The sequence below is a fragment of the Streptomyces sp. AN091965 genome (genome assembly GCF_022698285.1).
Classification (GTDB): domain Bacteria; phylum Actinomycetota; class Actinomycetes; order Streptomycetales; family Streptomycetaceae; genus Streptomyces.
Window position 1 is genome coordinate 2484176 of sequence record NZ_JALDMY010000001.1, and the last position, 14501, is coordinate 2498676.

The 14501-nt window shown below is 74.5% G+C and carries 12 protein-coding genes; 5 read left to right on the top strand and 7 right to left on the bottom strand.

Annotated features, from left to right (window positions below):
• Position 1 precedes the first annotated feature (1 nt).
• Both MQV74_RS10115 and MQV74_RS10120 read right to left on the bottom strand, forming a co-directional pair.
• Complete coding sequence (locus MQV74_RS10115) at positions 2-583, bottom strand: tripartite tricarboxylate transporter TctB family protein (RefSeq protein ID WP_242716009.1); 582 nt, start codon at positions 581-583, stop codon at positions 2-4.
• A complete protein-coding gene (locus tag MQV74_RS10120) occupies positions 580-1575 on the bottom strand; it encodes a Bug family tripartite tricarboxylate transporter substrate binding protein (RefSeq protein WP_242728574.1) in 996 nt (331 codons plus the stop codon). The genes MQV74_RS10115 and MQV74_RS10120 overlap by 4 nt, the downstream gene beginning before the upstream one ends.
• 163 nt (positions 1576-1738) lie before the next feature.
• Here MQV74_RS10120 and MQV74_RS10125 point away from each other — a divergent pair, with 163 nt between their 5' ends.
• Together MQV74_RS10125 and MQV74_RS10130 are read left to right on the top strand one after the other, a co-directional pair.
• Positions 1739-2425 carry a response regulator gene (locus MQV74_RS10125; RefSeq protein WP_242716011.1) on the top strand — a complete coding sequence of 229 codons (687 nt, stop codon included), beginning with the start codon at positions 1739-1741 and terminating at the stop codon, positions 2423-2425.
• 152 nt (positions 2426-2577) lie between these two features.
• Positions 2578-3537: a lytic polysaccharide monooxygenase auxiliary activity family 9 protein gene (locus MQV74_RS10130; protein WP_242716019.1), complete on the top strand. Its 960-nt coding sequence runs from the start codon at positions 2578-2580 to the stop codon at positions 3535-3537.
• 206 nt (positions 3538-3743) lie between these two features.
• Here the strand turns inward: MQV74_RS10130 and MQV74_RS10135 are convergent, their stop codons facing one another.
• The 4 genes from MQV74_RS10135 to MQV74_RS10150 all read right to left on the bottom strand — a co-directional run bounded on the left by MQV74_RS10135 (position 3744) and on the right by MQV74_RS10150 (position 10019).
• Positions 3744-4616, bottom strand: coding sequence for an esterase/lipase family protein (locus MQV74_RS10135; protein ID WP_242716027.1), 873 nt, complete (start codon positions 4614-4616; stop codon positions 3744-3746).
• A gap of 187 nt (positions 4617-4803) precedes the next feature.
• Entirely contained in the window at positions 4804-5481 is a 678-nt protein-coding gene (locus MQV74_RS10140; protein WP_242716029.1) for a pentapeptide repeat-containing protein, read from the bottom strand.
• A 75-nt stretch (positions 5482-5556) separates the two neighbouring features.
• The gene (locus MQV74_RS10145; RefSeq protein WP_242716031.1) at positions 5557-6525 is read right to left on the bottom strand and encodes a DNA polymerase Y family protein; all 969 of its coding nucleotides are present in this window, start codon (positions 6523-6525) and stop codon (positions 5557-5559) included.
• A complete protein-coding gene (locus tag MQV74_RS10150; RefSeq protein WP_242716033.1) occupies positions 6522-10019 on the bottom strand; it encodes a DNA polymerase III subunit alpha in 3498 nt (1165 codons plus the stop codon). The genes MQV74_RS10145 and MQV74_RS10150 overlap by 4 nt, the downstream gene beginning before the upstream one ends.
• Before the next feature lie 148 nt (positions 10020-10167).
• On the opposite strand from MQV74_RS10150, the gene MQV74_RS10155 reads away from it, so the two are divergent.
• The 3 genes from MQV74_RS10155 (at position 10168) to MQV74_RS10165 (ending at position 13177) form a co-directional block, all read left to right on the top strand.
• Positions 10168-11181: a DUF3533 domain-containing protein gene (locus MQV74_RS10155; protein ID WP_242716035.1), complete on the top strand. Its 1014-nt coding sequence runs from the start codon at positions 10168-10170 to the stop codon at positions 11179-11181.
• Between the two features lie 75 nt (positions 11182-11256).
• Complete coding sequence (locus tag MQV74_RS10160; RefSeq protein WP_242716037.1) at positions 11257-12405, top strand: AAA family ATPase; 1149 nt, start codon at positions 11257-11259, stop codon at positions 12403-12405.
• A 337-nt stretch (positions 12406-12742) separates the two neighbouring features.
• Entirely contained in the window at positions 12743-13177 is a 435-nt protein-coding gene (locus tag MQV74_RS10165) for a subtilase-type protease inhibitor (protein ID WP_242716039.1), read from the top strand.
• Positions 13178-13291: 114 nt separating this feature from the next.
• Here the strand turns inward: MQV74_RS10165 and MQV74_RS10170 are convergent, their stop codons facing one another.
• Positions 13292-14395: a hypothetical protein gene (locus MQV74_RS10170; protein ID WP_242716041.1), complete on the bottom strand. Its 1104-nt coding sequence runs from the start codon at positions 14393-14395 to the stop codon at positions 13292-13294.
• Positions 14396-14501 lie beyond the last annotated feature (106 nt).

A 14501-nucleotide genomic window follows, 5' to 3' on the forward strand; every position in this document is an offset into this window, starting at 1 on the left:
GTCACAGCACTCCCATCAGGGGGCCGCCGGGCAGCGGCACGCCGAGCAGGTTGTCGAAGACGGCGTAGGTGACCAGGGAGAGCCCGGCCGCGATGAGCGGGTCGCGGTGGAGCGCGCGGCTGCCGAGCGCGTGGGCGGCGCCCCAGAAGAGCAGGGCTCCGGCGACGGGGAAGCCCACCGGTTCGATGAGGGCGGCGGTGGCGAGGAAGACCCCGGCGAGCAGCAGCACGGTGCGCCAGTCGGCGGGTTCGGACAGGTCGACGTCCTCGCCGCCCTCGGCCTCGCCCGCCCGCCGCCCGACCGCCACCCCGGCTGGACGCGCTGCGCGCGGCACCCCTGAACCGCCGCGCAGGACGTCGACGGCGAGCAGGACGGAGATGAGGAGCAGACCGGCGCCGACGGCGATCGGCACGGTGCGCGGGCCGATGGGCCCGCGCTGGGCGATGGCGACGTCCATGGTGAGGGCGTCGGTGAGGACGACGACGCCGAGGGCGAGCAGCATGACGCAGACGCCGAGTTCGGAGTGGTCGCGCAGCCAGGCGCGGCGGTCGCGGGCCGCGGGCGCGGGTTCGGTGGGGGTCACAGGCCGAGTTCCTTCAGGACGGAGACGACGCGCCGGTCCTGGGCGTCGAGGAAGTCGCCGAACGCGTCGCCGGCGAGGAACGCGTCGTCCCACCCGTTCTTCTTGAGAGACGCGCGCCACTCCTTGGAGCCGTGCAGCTCGCGGACGAGCCCGATGAGCTTGTCGCGCTCGGTGTCGGAGAGGCCGGGGGGCGCCACGATGCCGCGCCAGTTGGTGAAGTCCACGTCGTAGCCGGACTCCTTGAGCGTGGGCCCGTCGAGGCCCTTGACGCGCTTCGGCCCGGTGACGGCGAGCAGGCGCAGCTCCCCGGACCTGATCTGGTCCAGGTACTCGCCGACGCCCGAGACGCCGAAGGCGACCTTGTCGCCGAGGATGGACGCGAGCAGTTCGCCGCCGCCGTCGAAGGGCACGTAGTTGACGTCCTTCGGCGGGATCCCGGCGGCGCGGGCCATCAGCATGGGCGCGATGTGGTCGGGCCCGCCGGGGGCCGAGCCGCCGCCGACGGGCATCTTCCCGGGCCGCTCCTTCCAGGCCGCGACGAGGTCGTCGATGGTGTCGTACGGGGAGTCCTTCGACACCACGACGACGTCCTGCTCCTCGGTGAGCCGGGCGATGGGGGTGGTGTCGGCGAGGGACTTGGGCGCGTCGTTGGAGCGGACGGCCCCGACGACGCCGAGGCCCATGGACATGGCGAGCCGGCCGTTGCCGTGCTCGCCGACGAGGCGGCTGAGGCCCACGGTGCCGCCCGCGCCGGGCAGGTTGAACACCTCGATGTCGTGGGTGAGTCCGGCGTCCTGGGCGTTCTTCGCCGCGGTGCGGGCGGTGATGTCGTAGCCGCCGCCGGGGGTGTTGGGGACCATGAAGCGCAGGCCGGGGATCCGGGTACCGGTGTCGTCGCCGTCGCCCGTGGTGAGCAGCGGCGGCCCGACGAGGACGAGGAGCGCGGCCCCGCACAGGGCCAGGGGGGTGCGGAGTCGCCTGGGGGCGCGCAGTCGCACGGGTGCCACCGCCTTCCGGCCGGGTACGTGTGTGAGGTGGCCCACATGTTGCCCACGCGTGAGGAACCTGTCTCCCTTCCGGAATCAACGGACGTTGTGGTCGTTGTGGTCGCGCTCGTACCCTGCGGCGACGACGAGGGGCCGAGGGGGCCGGGCGATGACGAGGGTGCTGGTCGTCGACGACGACTTCATGGTCGCCAAGCTGCACAGCCGGTACGTCGCCGCGGTGGACGGGTTCGCGGTGGCGGGCGTGGCGCACAGCGGCGCCGACGCGCTGCGGGCGGTGGAGCGGCTGCGGCCCGATCTGCTGCTCCTGGACGTGTACCTGCCCGACATGGACGGCCTCGCGGTGCTGCGTGAGGTGCGGGCGGCGGAGGGGCTCGACCCCGGCCGGGTGCCGGTGGACGCCCTGTTCATCACCGCCGCCCGCGAGGCGGGGGTGATCCGCGCGGCCCTGCGCGCCGGGGCCCTGCACTATCTGATCAAACCGTTCAACCAGGCCGCGCTGCGGGAGCAGTTGCGGCACGTGGCGGCCCTGCGGGCCCGGCTCGACGGCCTCGCCGAGGCCCGCCAGGAGGACGTCGACCAGCTCTTCGGCGGCCGTCCGCCCGGCTCCCGCGAACTCCCCAAGGGCCTGGCCCCGCACACCGCGGACCTGGTCGAGCACACCCTGCGCGCCCACCCCCGGGGCCTGTCCGCGTCCGAGTGCGCACAGGCGGGCCGCCTCTCGCGCGTCAGCGCCCGCCGCTATCTGGAGTTCTTCGCGGTGACGGGCCGCGCGGAGGTGACGCTGAGGTACGGCGGCGCGGGGCGTCCGGAGCGGCGGTACCGGTGGGTGACCTGAGGCGAGGCTGAGGGGGCCCTTAACGGGAGCATAAGGATCGCCCGCGGCCCCTTTCAGCAGGGGAATTCGGGCCGGGCGGGGGCTAACTTGCTGATCGCCGCGGGGTTTTCGCCCCGCTCCCCCCACCCCGTACGTCGGCTAGGAGATCCCCCATGACTGCTGCCCGCAAGGTCGCCGCGATCGCCGCGGCAGGTGTCGCACCGCTGGCCCTGTCCGCGCTCACCGCCGTGCCCGCCGCCGCGCACGGGTCGATGACGGATCCGGTGAGCCGGGTGGCCGCGTGTTTCCAGGAGGGGCCCGAGGCGCCGAAGTCGGCGGCCTGCAAGGCGCTCGTCCGGGCGGGCGGCACCCAGCCCCTGTACGACTGGAACGAGGTCAACATCGCCAACGCCGCGGGCAGGTCGAAGGAGATCATCCCCGACGGCAAGCTGTGCAGCGCGGGCAACGCCAAGTACAAGGGGCTCGACCTGCCCCGCACCGACTGGCCCGCCGCGAAGCTCAGCGCCGGGAAGCACACCTTCCGCTACCGGGCCACGGCCCCGCACCGGGGCTCCTTCGAGCTGTACGTCACCAAGGCCTCGTACGACCCGGCCAAGCCGCTGACGTGGTCGGACCTGGAGCGGCGGCCCTTCGCGAAGGTCACGGACCCGAAGCTGGAGAACGGCTCCTACGTGTTCAGCGGCACCGTCCCCGCCAGGTCGGGGCGGCACCTCGTCTACTCGATCTGGCAGCGGTCCGATTCCCCCGAGGCGTTCTACACCTGCTCGGACGTGGTCTTCGGCGCGGGCAAGAGCGCGGGCGCGGGCACGGCCGGGGGCAAGGCCGCTGTCGCCCCGGCCGCTGCCGCGCCGTCGGAGAAGGACATAGCCGCCGGTGCCCGGAAGTCCACCGTGGAGCACCACGGCCACGGCGACCTCGGGGGCGGCGGGACGAAGGGGCCCTCGGCCATGGGCGGAGCGGCGAAGCCGGTGGCGGCCACCGGCGAGAGCCTCGCCGAGACCGGCGGCGACGGCTCCGGCGCGTCCTACGCCGTGGGCGGGGCCGCGGCGATCGCGCTCGGCGCGGGCGCGCTGTTCGTGGCGGCACGGCGGCGGGCCGCCACGAACCGCTAGGGCCTAGGGTCTGTCCGATGGGTCGGCGCGGCGTCGCGACGCCTGGCACGCACGCTCGCCGCGTTGCCGAAATGCCCTAGTAGCTCCTTCCCCGAGCTCTCAGCTGCGTTCGAGCAGGGGAGACCCCACCCGAGGACATCCCGGCGCCTTGCGATCGCACGCACCAGACGCCGCTCCTTGCTCCACGCCGACCCATCGGACAGCCCCTAGGACAGACAGGTCGTCGGGGTCGCGTGGGCCGGGTCGAGCGCGTTGGCCACCTCGTGGTGGGCGACCCGGTCCAGGACCCCGATGGCCACGTGCTCGGAGAGGTCCACGGGGCACAGGTCCTGCAGCAGGACGTTGCGTACGTTCGGCCCGTCGAGGAACTGCGAGCGGTACGGGGTGACGACCTCGTCGTACCGCGTGGCGATGACGGTGTAGCGCACGCCGGGCACGGTGTCACCGCCCGCGTTCAGCCGGGTCAGGAACTTCGAACCGGCGATCTGGTCGGCCAGGCCCGGTGTGGCCGTGGTGAGCAGGGCCTCGACGCCCGGGAAGTACGGCAGGAGCTTGGTCAGACCGAGCAGGGTCGTGCCGTGGTTGTCGGGTGCGAGGCCGACGAGCGCGTTGACCTTCGCGGCGCCGCCGAGGAACTTCAGATAGTGACGGGGCATCATGCCGCCCTGCGAGTGCCCGACGAGGTCGACCTCCTCGGCCCCGGTCGCCTCAAGGACCTCGTCGACGTAGACGTCGAGTTGCTCGGCGGACTTCTCGACGGGGCCGAGGCCGTGGACGAGGGGCACGAGCGGCAGCTGGCCGTAGTCGAGCGAGAAGACGCAGTAGCCGCGGCCCACCAGATAGGGCGCGAGGACGAGCCAGTTGTCCACGGAGTTCGCGAAGGTGCCGTGGACGAGGACGACCGGACGGGGATGGGCGGCGGACGGGCGGCAGTCGTAGTCGTTCCAGCCGCGCGTCGGGGCGGAGGCGGCGGCGGAAGCGGGGGACGCGGCGGCCGTGGCGGTGGGGGTGAGCGTGGCGGCGCCCGTGATCAGCAGGGCGGCGGTGAGCGCGCGCAGCGCTCGTCTCCAGGGCAGCATCAGGCGATCTCCTCGCGGACGGGAGCAGGTGCGATGACCGGCTAACGATCGACTGTGACCCGGATCACGGTATTGACGCGTTCACGCTAAATTACGCGCCGGTAGTAGAAGTGTGAAGTTGCGCGCGGGCACGACTTCCCAGCGGCCCTCGGCACGATCACGCACCCGAGAGCCCGTGCGGCCGGACTCAGCCGTCCGCCACGTCGAGGCCGAGCGTCCTCGCCAACGCGGGTGCCAGCTCCACCAGTTGCAGTCCGCTGATCGTCGCCCCGCGCAAGGAGTCGAGCCCGGAAGCGATGCCCAGGGCCGCGGCCCCGCTCAGGTCGGCCCGGTCCACGGTGACGTTGTCGAAGCGCACGCGCTCCAGCGTGCTGCCGGGGAAGGCGACCTCCGCGAGGCGTGCCCCGGCGAAGTCGACGTCCCGCAGCAGACAGTCCGCGAAGGTGACGTCGCGGAGCCCGGCGGCGCGCAGGTTCACGGAGTCGAACTTGCACTGGTGGAACACCACGCGCCGCAGCCGCGAGCCGTGCAGCTCGACCCCGGCGAACAGCCCCGCACCCGCCTCGCAGTCGGTCCACTGGGTCTCGGCCAGGTCGGCCCCCACCCAGCGGGTCTGGTGCGCCCAGACGTCGGTGAAGCGGGCCCGGCGGTAGCGCCCGCCCTCGAAGGCGACCGCGGAGAAGGCGCACTCGAGGAAGACGGTGCCGCCGCCGTCCAGGTCGACGAAGTCACCGCCGTCGAAGTGCACGGACTCGTGGTCGCCGTCGCGCTCCAACTCCTGCGCGAACACGCCGAGCCGGTGGGCGTACGGCAGGTCCGCGAGGCCGCGGGGAGCGGGGGTGGCGCGGCGGGGGGTCGCGGCCATGGTGGTCCTCTCGAAGGGGGCGGGAGTCTGTGTTGTATCGCGGACGGGCGAGGGGCGGCCCGCTGGGCCCTCGCCCTACGCCGCCAGCGACCCCGGCACGATCGCGGTCGCCCCGAACTTCCGCCGGGCCCGGTCCGCCACCGCCTCGATGCGGCGGGCCCGCTCGTCCGCCGGGTCGAAGGTGAGCTGGTGGGCGGCCTGGTCGGCGGGGCCGAGGCCCTCGGCGCGCAGGGCGATCGCACGGACCCGGGCCCGCTGCAGACCGAGCGCCTCGTACAGGCCGTACGCCGCCCGCGTCAGCTCCGCCGAGTGCGCGGTCGGCTCCTTCAGGGTGCGGCTGCGCGTGGTCGCGGAGCGGTCGGCGTAGCGGACGGTGAGGGTCAGGGTGCGGCAGACCTTGTCGAGGGCGCGCAGCCGGGTGCCCAGCTCCTCGGCGGCCGAGAGCAGGGCGCGGCGGTGCCTGCCGGGGTCGATCTCGTCGTGGGAGAAGGCGCGTTCGGTGGCCAGGGAGCGGGAGACCGCGTTCGGCACCACCCGGCCCCGGTCCACGCCGCCCGCCCGCTCGCGCAGCTCGCGGCCCGCCTTGGCGCCGATCAGGCGCTGGAGCGTGGACAGGGGCGCGGCGGCGACCCGGCCGAGGGTGTCGAGGCCGTACGCGCACAGGGTGCGGGCGGTCGCCGTGCCGACGCCGGGCAGCGCGGCGACGGGTTTCTCGGCGAGGAACTCGGCGGCGGCGCCCGCGGGCACCGCGCACGGCGCGCCGGGCCGGGCGTCGCGCAGCGCGACCCGGGCGAGCATCGGGCCGGGACCCGCGCCGATCAGGCAGTCGACGCCGTGCAGCGCGAGGGCGCGCACCCGGATCACGGACGCGAGGCCGACGGCGTCGCGCCCGAAGTACCGCTCGGCGCCCCGCAGATCGGCGAGGGCCCCGTCCGGCGGCAGCGCCTCGACGACCGGGGTGAACTCCTCCAGGAGCCCGAGCAGGCCCGGCAGGGCCGCCTCGTACATCGGCGGCAGCTGGAAACGTACGCAGAGGATGGTCATCCCGCACTCCCCGGGCTCTGGTGCCACAACTTCCGTCCCGTGGGCGCCCGTTCGCCGGGCGGCTGGAGGTCGGCCCACGGGTGCATCTCGTATCCGGTCTCCATCCGGATACGGCGGCCGCGTCCGGGGTCGCCGCCCCGGCCCGACGCCGCGGCCGCCCCGGACTCCGCGGCCGCCCCGGACTCCGCGGTCCCCCCGGTCGCCGCGCCGCCCTCGGCCAGGCGCGGTGCCACCGCGTCCAGGCCGCCCTCGCGGCGCAGCTCCACCAGGTCCGCGAGGTTCCACGCCGCCGAGCCGACGACGCTGAGGCTGCGCGGGCCGCGCCGCTGCACCACGCCGCGGACGAGGAGCAGCCAGGAGTGGAAGACGGTGTGCGCGCAGGCGGCGTGGGCGTCGTCGAAGAAGGCCAGGTCGACCAGGCCGGTGCCGTCGTCGAGGGTGGTGAAGATGACGCGCCTGCCGGAGCGGATCGGCGGGGTCTGCGTCGCGGCCTTGGCGCCCGCGACCAGGACGGTGTCGCCGTGCCGCGCGGTGCGCAGCCGGCGCGCGGAGGTGACGCCCAGCTCGTCGAGGAAGGCGCGGTGATCGTCCATCAGGTTCCGCGAGGCGTCCATGGAGAGCACGCCGAGCTCGGCGCTCAGCCGCTCCGCGTCGTCGAGGTCGGGCAGACCCGCGGGCGCGGTGTCCCGGCCGCCGGTCAGCGGCAGCTGGGGGCCGCTGACGCCCCGGGCGCCGCGCTGCAGCTCCGTCAGGTGCAGTTGCAGGTCACGGCGGTTGGCGCCGAAGGCGTCGAGCGCGCCCACCTGGGCGAGCCGTCCGGCGAGCGGGCGGCTCGGCCGGGCCCGTTCCCAGAAGTCGAGCAGCGAGGAGTACGGCTGTCCGGCCGCGATCCGGGCCGCCTCGGCCTCGCTGATGCCGTGCACGTCACCGAGCGCGAGCCGTACGCCCCACGCCCCGGATTCGGACTCCAGTTCGATGCGATGGGCGGCCGCGGACCGGTTCACGTCGAGGGGCAGGATCGGCACCCCGCGCCGCCGCGCGTCCGCGAGCAGCAGCCGCTTCGGGTACATCCCCGGGTCGTGCGTGAGCAGGCCCGCGTAGAAGGCCGCCGGGTGGTGGGCCTTCAGCCACGCCGACTGGTACGTGGGCACGGCGAAGGCCACGGCGTGCGCCTTGCAGAAGCCGTAGCTGCCGAAGGCCTCGACGATCTCCCAGGTCCGCCGGACCGTCTCGGCGCCGTAGCCCTTCGCGGCCGCCGTCTGCGCGAACCAGTGGCGGATGCGGCCCTGCGACTCGGGATCGGACAGGCCGCGGCGCACCCGGTCCGCCTCGTCGCGCCCGCAGCCGGTCATGATGTCGACGATGTGGATGATCTGCTCGTGGAAGACGACGACCCCGTACGTCTCCCGGAGCGGTTCCTCCAGGTCGGGGTGCGGATAGCGGACGGGCGCGCGGCCGTGTCTGGCCTCGATGAACGGCCGCACCATGTCGGCGGCGACCGGCCCGGGGCGGAACAGCGAGATGTCCACCACCAGGTCGTGGAAGGTCGCGGGCTGCAGGCGTCCCACCAGGTCCCGCTGGCCCGGCGACTCGATCTGGAAGCAGCCGAGCGTCTCGGCGGAGCGGATGAGCCGGTACGTCGCCGCGTCGCCCTCCGGCACCCGGCGCGGGTCGTCCAGGTCGACCCGCTCCCCCGTGGCCCGCTCGACCTCGGCGACCGCGTGCGCCATCGCCGACTGCATCCGCACGCCAAGCACGTCGAGCTTGAGCAGACCGAGGTCCTCCACGTCCTCCTTGTCGAACTGGGACATGGGGAAGCCCTCGCCGCTGGTGGGCATGACGGGGGTGCGCTTCAGGAGGGAGGCGTCGGAGAGCAGCACGCCGCACGGGTGCATGGCGACGCCGCGCGGCAGCGCGTCGAGGCCCTCGACCAGCTCCCACAGACGGCCGTGCCGGTCCGCCTCGGCCGCGATGCCCTTCAGCTCGGGCAGCTCCGCCATCGCCGCGCGGGCGTCGCGGGCGCGGATGTGCGGGAAGGCCTTGGCGATCCGGTCGGTCTCCGCGGGGTCCATAGACAGGGCCGCGCCCACGTCGCGGATCGCGTGCCGGACCCGGTACGTCTCCGGCATCGCGACCGTCGCCACCCGCTCCTGGCCGAACCGGCCGAGGATCGCGCGGTAGACCTCCAGGCGGCGCGCGGACTCCACGTCGATGTCGATGTCCGGAAGCACCCGCCGCCGCGTGGACAGGAACCGCTCCATGAGCAGCCCGTGCGCGACCGGGTCGGCGTGCGCGATGCCGAGGAGGTGGTTGACCAGGGACCCGGCGCCGGAGCCGCGCGCGGCCACACGGATGCCCAGGGCCCGTACGTCGTCGACGACTTGGGCGACGGTCAGGAAGTACGAGGCGTAGCCGTGGTGGGCGATGATGTCCAGCTCGTGGTGCATCCGCTCCCAGTACGCCCGCCGGTCGCCGCGCCGGTCGTAGCCGCGCAGCACCATGCCCGCGGCCGCCCGGGAGGCGAGGACGCGCTGCGCGGTGCGGCGCCCGGCGCCGACGAGGGCGGGCTCGGGAAAGCGCACCGAGCCGATGCCGAGGTCGTCCTGGGGGTCGACCAGGCACTCGGCGGCGGCCGCCTTCGTCTGTTCGAGCAGCCGGTACGCGGCGTCGCGGCGGAACCCGGCGGCCTCGACGATCCGCTCGGCGACGCCCAGCATGGCGGCCTCGCCCTTCAGCCAGCGCTCGCCGCCGTCGTGCTCCCCGCGCGGGTCGATGGGCACCAGGCGGCGCGCGGCGTCCAGGACGTCGGCGACGGGGCCCTGGCCCGGGTCGGCGTAGCGGACGGCGTTGGTCAGGACGGGGCGCAGCCGCTGCTCGGCGGCGAAGCCGACGGTGCGGGCGGCGAGCCGCAGCGAGCCGGGCCCGGTGCCCGAGCGGCCGTGCCACAGCGCTTCGAGGCGCAGCGCGTCGCCGTACCGCTCGCGCCAGGGGACGAGCAGACGGGCCGCGCGGTCGGGGCGCCCGGCGGCGAGCGCCCGGCCGACGTCGGAGGCGGGGCCGAGCAGCACGGTCAGGCCCTCGCCGTGGTTGTCGTCCCAGGGCAGTACGGGCCTGCCGTCGCGGTGGGCGGCGCTGACCAGGCGGCACAGCTCCGCCCAGCCCGTGGCCCCGTCCCGGGCGAGGAAGGTCGCCCTCGGGGTCGACTCGTCGATGAAGGCGCCGCCGCGCACCGGGGCGCGGCGGCGCGCACCGCGCTCGCCGTCCTCCCGGGGCGCGGGCGGGTCCACCGCGAGATCCGTCCCGAACAGCGGCCGCACGCCCGCCTTCTCGCACGCCTTGGCGAAGCGGATCGCGCCCGCGAGGGTGTCCCGGTCGGTGAGCGCGAGCGCGTCCATGCCCCGCTCGGCGGCGCGCTCGGCGAGCCGCTCCGGGTGCGAGGCCCCGTACCGCAGGGAGAACCCGGAGGCAGTGTGCAGATGCGTGAAGCCGGGCACACGCACCTCCTGAACCTTCCGCTTCCTGTCCCCCACCTCCACCATAGACCACGTTCGAATATTAGTTCGACCGCGCGTGCGGGGTGCCCGTCATCCATTCGGCCCCGCCCCGCCTGCGCCCTCCGCGGGCGCCTCGGAGCGTGGGGGCATGACCTTCGCCGACGAGTTGAAGAGCGCCGTCACTCCACGAGCAGCCCTGCTGGTCATCGGCGTCCTGGCCCTGCAGCTGCTGTTCATCACCTCCTACGTGGGGGCGCTGCACCACCCGAAGCCGACGGACGTGCCCTTCGGAGTCGTCGCGCCGGGCCCCGCGGCCGAGCAGACCAAGGACCAGTTGGCCCGGCTCCCCGGGGATCCGCTCGACCCGCGCGTACTCAAGGACGAGGCCGCGGCCCGGAAGCAGATCATGGACCGGAAGATCGACGGGGCCCTGGTCGTCGATCCCCAGGGCACGAACGACACCCTCCTGGTCGCCTCCGGCGGCGGCAAGGCGCTCGCCAACGCCCTGGAGATGATCAGCACCGAGGTCGCGGGCGCCGAGAAGCGCACCGTGAAGACCGTGGACGTGGCCCCGGCGTCGGCCCAGGACTTCAACGGCCTGTCGTCCTTCTACCTGGTCGTCGGCTGGTGCGTCGGCGGCTATCTGTGCGCGTCGATCATGTCGATCAGCGCGGGCTCCCGGCCCGCGACCCCGCAGCGCGCGGCGATCAGGCTCGGCGCCATGGCCCTGCTCTCGATCGCGGGCGGCATCGGCGGCGCGGTCATCGTCGGCCCGATCCTGGGCGCCCTGCCCGGCTCGGTCCTGGCCCTGTGGGGCCTCGGCTCGCTGCTCACCTTCGCGGTCGGCGCGATCACCCTCGCCCTGGAGGAGCTCACCGGCATCGTCGGCATCGGCCTCGCGGTGCTGCTCATCGTGGTCGCGGGCAACCCGAGCGCGGGCGGCGCCTTCCCGCTGCCGATGCTGCCCCCGTTCTGGGAGGCGATCGGTCCCGCGCTGCCCCCGGGCGCGGGCACCTGGGTCGCCCGCTCGATCGCGTACTTCAAGGGCAACGCGGTGACGGGCCCGCTCCTTGTGCTCTCGGCGTGGGCGGTGGCGGGAACCGCGGTCACCCTCCTGACGGCGAACGCGCGTCGCCGGCCCGAAAGCCCCTCCGGTGCGTGAGGGCAAGGAGCCGACAAAGAGGGCAAAAGGGGTTGAAGCACCCGTGTGTCAGACCCGCCTGCGACCCTCAAGGGCATGATCCGCACACTCGCCGTAGAGAACTACCGCTCGCTCCGCAAACTGATCGTCCCCCTGGACCGGCTGAACGTGATCACGGGGGCGAACGGCACGGGCAAGTCCAGCCTGTACCGGGCCCTGCGGCTGCTCGCGGACTCCGGCCAGGGGGGCGCCGTGGCCGCCCTGGCCCACGAGGGCGGCCTCCCCTCCGCCGTCTGGGCGGGTGACAAGAAGCAGGAGCCCGCGGGCCTGAAGCTCGGCTTCGCCGGGGACGAGTTCGGCTATGCCGTGGACTTCGGCGTCCCCCAGTCGAGCGGAGCGCAGCCCGGTGGCGCCCCGTCCATGTTCGCCCTCGACCCGGAGATCAAGCGGGAGTGCACCTGGGCGGGCCCGGTGCTGCGCACCGCCGCGCTGCTCTGCGACCGCGCGGGCCCCGCCGTGCGCACCCGCACCGCCGACGGCGGCTGGCACCGCTCCCAGGACATCCGCCCGTACGACAGCATGCTGAGCGAGTTCGCGGACCCCCAGCTCGCGCCGGACCTGCTCAGGCTGCGCGAGCTGATCCGCTCCTGGCGGTTCTACGACCATGTCCGCACGGACGCCGGGGCGCCCGCCCGCGCGGCCCGCGTCGGCACCCGCACCCCGGTGCTCGCCCACGACGGCGCCGACCTCGCGGCCGCGCTCCAGACCATCCGCGAGACCGGTGACGACGAGGCCCTGGACGCCGCCGTGGACGCCGCGTTCCCGGGCAGCCGCGTGCGGATCGCCGACAACGGCGGGCGGTTCGAGATCCAGCTCCACCAGCGCGGGCTGCGGCGCCCCCTCGGCCCGGCCGAGCTGTCCGACGGCACCCTGCGCTATCTGCTGTGGACGGCCGCCCTCCTGACGCCCCGGCCACCCGCGCTGCTGGTCCTGAACGAGCCGGAGACCAGCCTCCACCCCGACCTCCTGCGCCCCCTGGCGGACCTGATCCTCACGGCCGCCAAGGACACCCAGGTCGTCCTGGTCACCCACGCCCAGGACCTCGCGGACGCGATCGCCGAGGGCGCGCGCCGCCACCGCACGGACGTCAACTCCATAGAGCTGGTGAAGGAGTTGGGCCAGACGCAGGTGGCGGGCCGCGTCGGCATGCTGGACGAGCCCCTCTGGTACTGGCCCAAGCGCTGACCCCGCGCGCGCCCACCGCAGACGCGTTCGAGGTGCGCCCTCCGGCCAATCCCGTCCCCTCCGCGGGGCGCACGGCGTGGCACAGACCACCCATTCGCAGCCATGCGCCCCGCTTTGCGGCGATCGGGAAATTCCACCCGAATGCCCACTCCCCGCCGGTCACAGGGAGATCGGACGCCTCGGCGCGTCCGTCGGAGCACATCACTTCACGCCACTACCCTCAGTTCTCAACCAACGACTGAAAGTCAGCGCCCGATGTGCTTTCAGTGACGCCCTGAGCAAGACTCGCTTCCGGTTCCGTTCGTTATCCGGGAAATCAAGCAAGGGAGTGTTCGAAATGCGGTACATCACTGGGGGGATCGCGCTGGGCGCCGCCCTCGCGCTCGGCGGTCTGACCACGGCGGCCACGGCCGGTCCCGCGCCCGAGCCCACCCGGGCCCAGGGTTACGCGCCCTCCGAGCTGGTGCTCACCATCGGCTACGGCGACAAGGCCGAGACCGCGGACATCCAGCGCGCCGTGACGCTCGGCTGCTCCTCCGGCGGCGTCGGCAGCCACCCCGACGCGGCCGCCGCGTGCGACCAGCTGCGCTCGGTGGGCGGCAAGTTCGACGTCATCACCAAGAAGTCGTCGTCGCGCCCCTGCACCAAGGAGTGGAACCCGATCGTCGTCACCGCCCAGGGCGTGTGGGAGGGCCGCCGGGTCTCGTACGCGCACACCTTCGCCAACCCCTGTGCGCTGAAGATCGGCCAGGGGCAGGTCTTCTCCTTCTGAGGCCCGGCCTTGCGGGCCTGAGACCTCCGGGACCGCGCGACCCGCCGCGGCCCGAGCACCTTCCGAAGCCCCGTCACGCCGGGACGAGTTCCCCGCGCGGCGGGGCTCACGCCGTCACGGGCCCGCGAGCCAGCCCCGCAGCGCCGCCTGGGCGCCCGCCTGGAAACGGGTGTCCGCGTCCAGCTCGTCGAGCAGCCGGCTGATGCGGCGGCGCGCGGTGTGCACGTGGACGCCGAGGCGGCGGGCGATCGCCTCGTCCTTGAGGCCACCGGCGAGCAGCCGGAGCAGGTCGCGGTGTTCCTCGGGCGGGCGCCGCGCACCGCCGCCGAGCGGCAGGGACCGCCCCCAGAGCTCCTCGAAGAGCGGCCCGAAGACCTGCCGGGGCAGCGTGCCGCGCACCACCACGGCGGCACCGTCCCCCGCGCCCCCCGTGGCGTCCCCGGCGGGCAGCAGCAGCGCGGCGCGGCCGTCCACGGCGATGAGCCCGGTGGGCAGGTGTGCCGCCGTCCGCACCTCAAGGCCCCGCTCCAGGAGCGGGGGGAGCGGCCTGAGCAGGCCGGGCGGGGCCACGCCTTCGCGGGCAAGGACCGCGCGCACCGCCACCCCGCGGTCCAGAAGCGCCGCGACGCCCGCGCCGGGCGGCACGCCGTCCGCCGCCCGGGAGCCGGTGGCCGGGGCGGTGTCCCCCGCCGCCCAGAAGTCCAGGCCCGGCGGCCGGTCCAGGATCAGCACCTGTCTCTCGGCGTGGGCCAGCAGGTGGTCGACGCGGCGCCGGACCGCGGCCGCCCCCCTGACCGTCTCAACCGCCGCGCCGACGCCGGGGGCGGCGGCCGGGTCCGGCTCCAGGCGCTCGGCGATCTCGTCGGCCTCCCGCCGGAGGCGCTCCAACTCCGCCGCCCGGTAGTGCAGTTCCGCCTGTCTTCGGCGGATCAGGGCGCGCACCGCGGGCGCGGGCGGCACCGGGCGCGGCAGCGCGGCCCGCGGACGCCCCGCGCCGGACGCGGGGTCCGGCTCCGGCAGGGTGAAACCGTGCTCCCGCAGCCGCGCGAGGGACCGATCCAACTCGCCCCGGGTGATCCCCAGTTCCCGCCGCAGCTGCTCCGCGTCCAGGGCCGCGGCGGCCCGGCGCCGCAGCAGCGCCCCGTACACCCGCTCGTCCGACTCCCCCAGGCCCAGGTCGCGCAGCGCGCTCCCCTTGCCGCTCCCCACCATGGTCATGACCGGAAGTCTCACGCCGCCCCTGGGTGCACACAAGTGTGCGGACCCACTTGTGACCCGTAGTTATTCCTTGATCAACACTCGGGCAACGACTTGCATGGCTCAC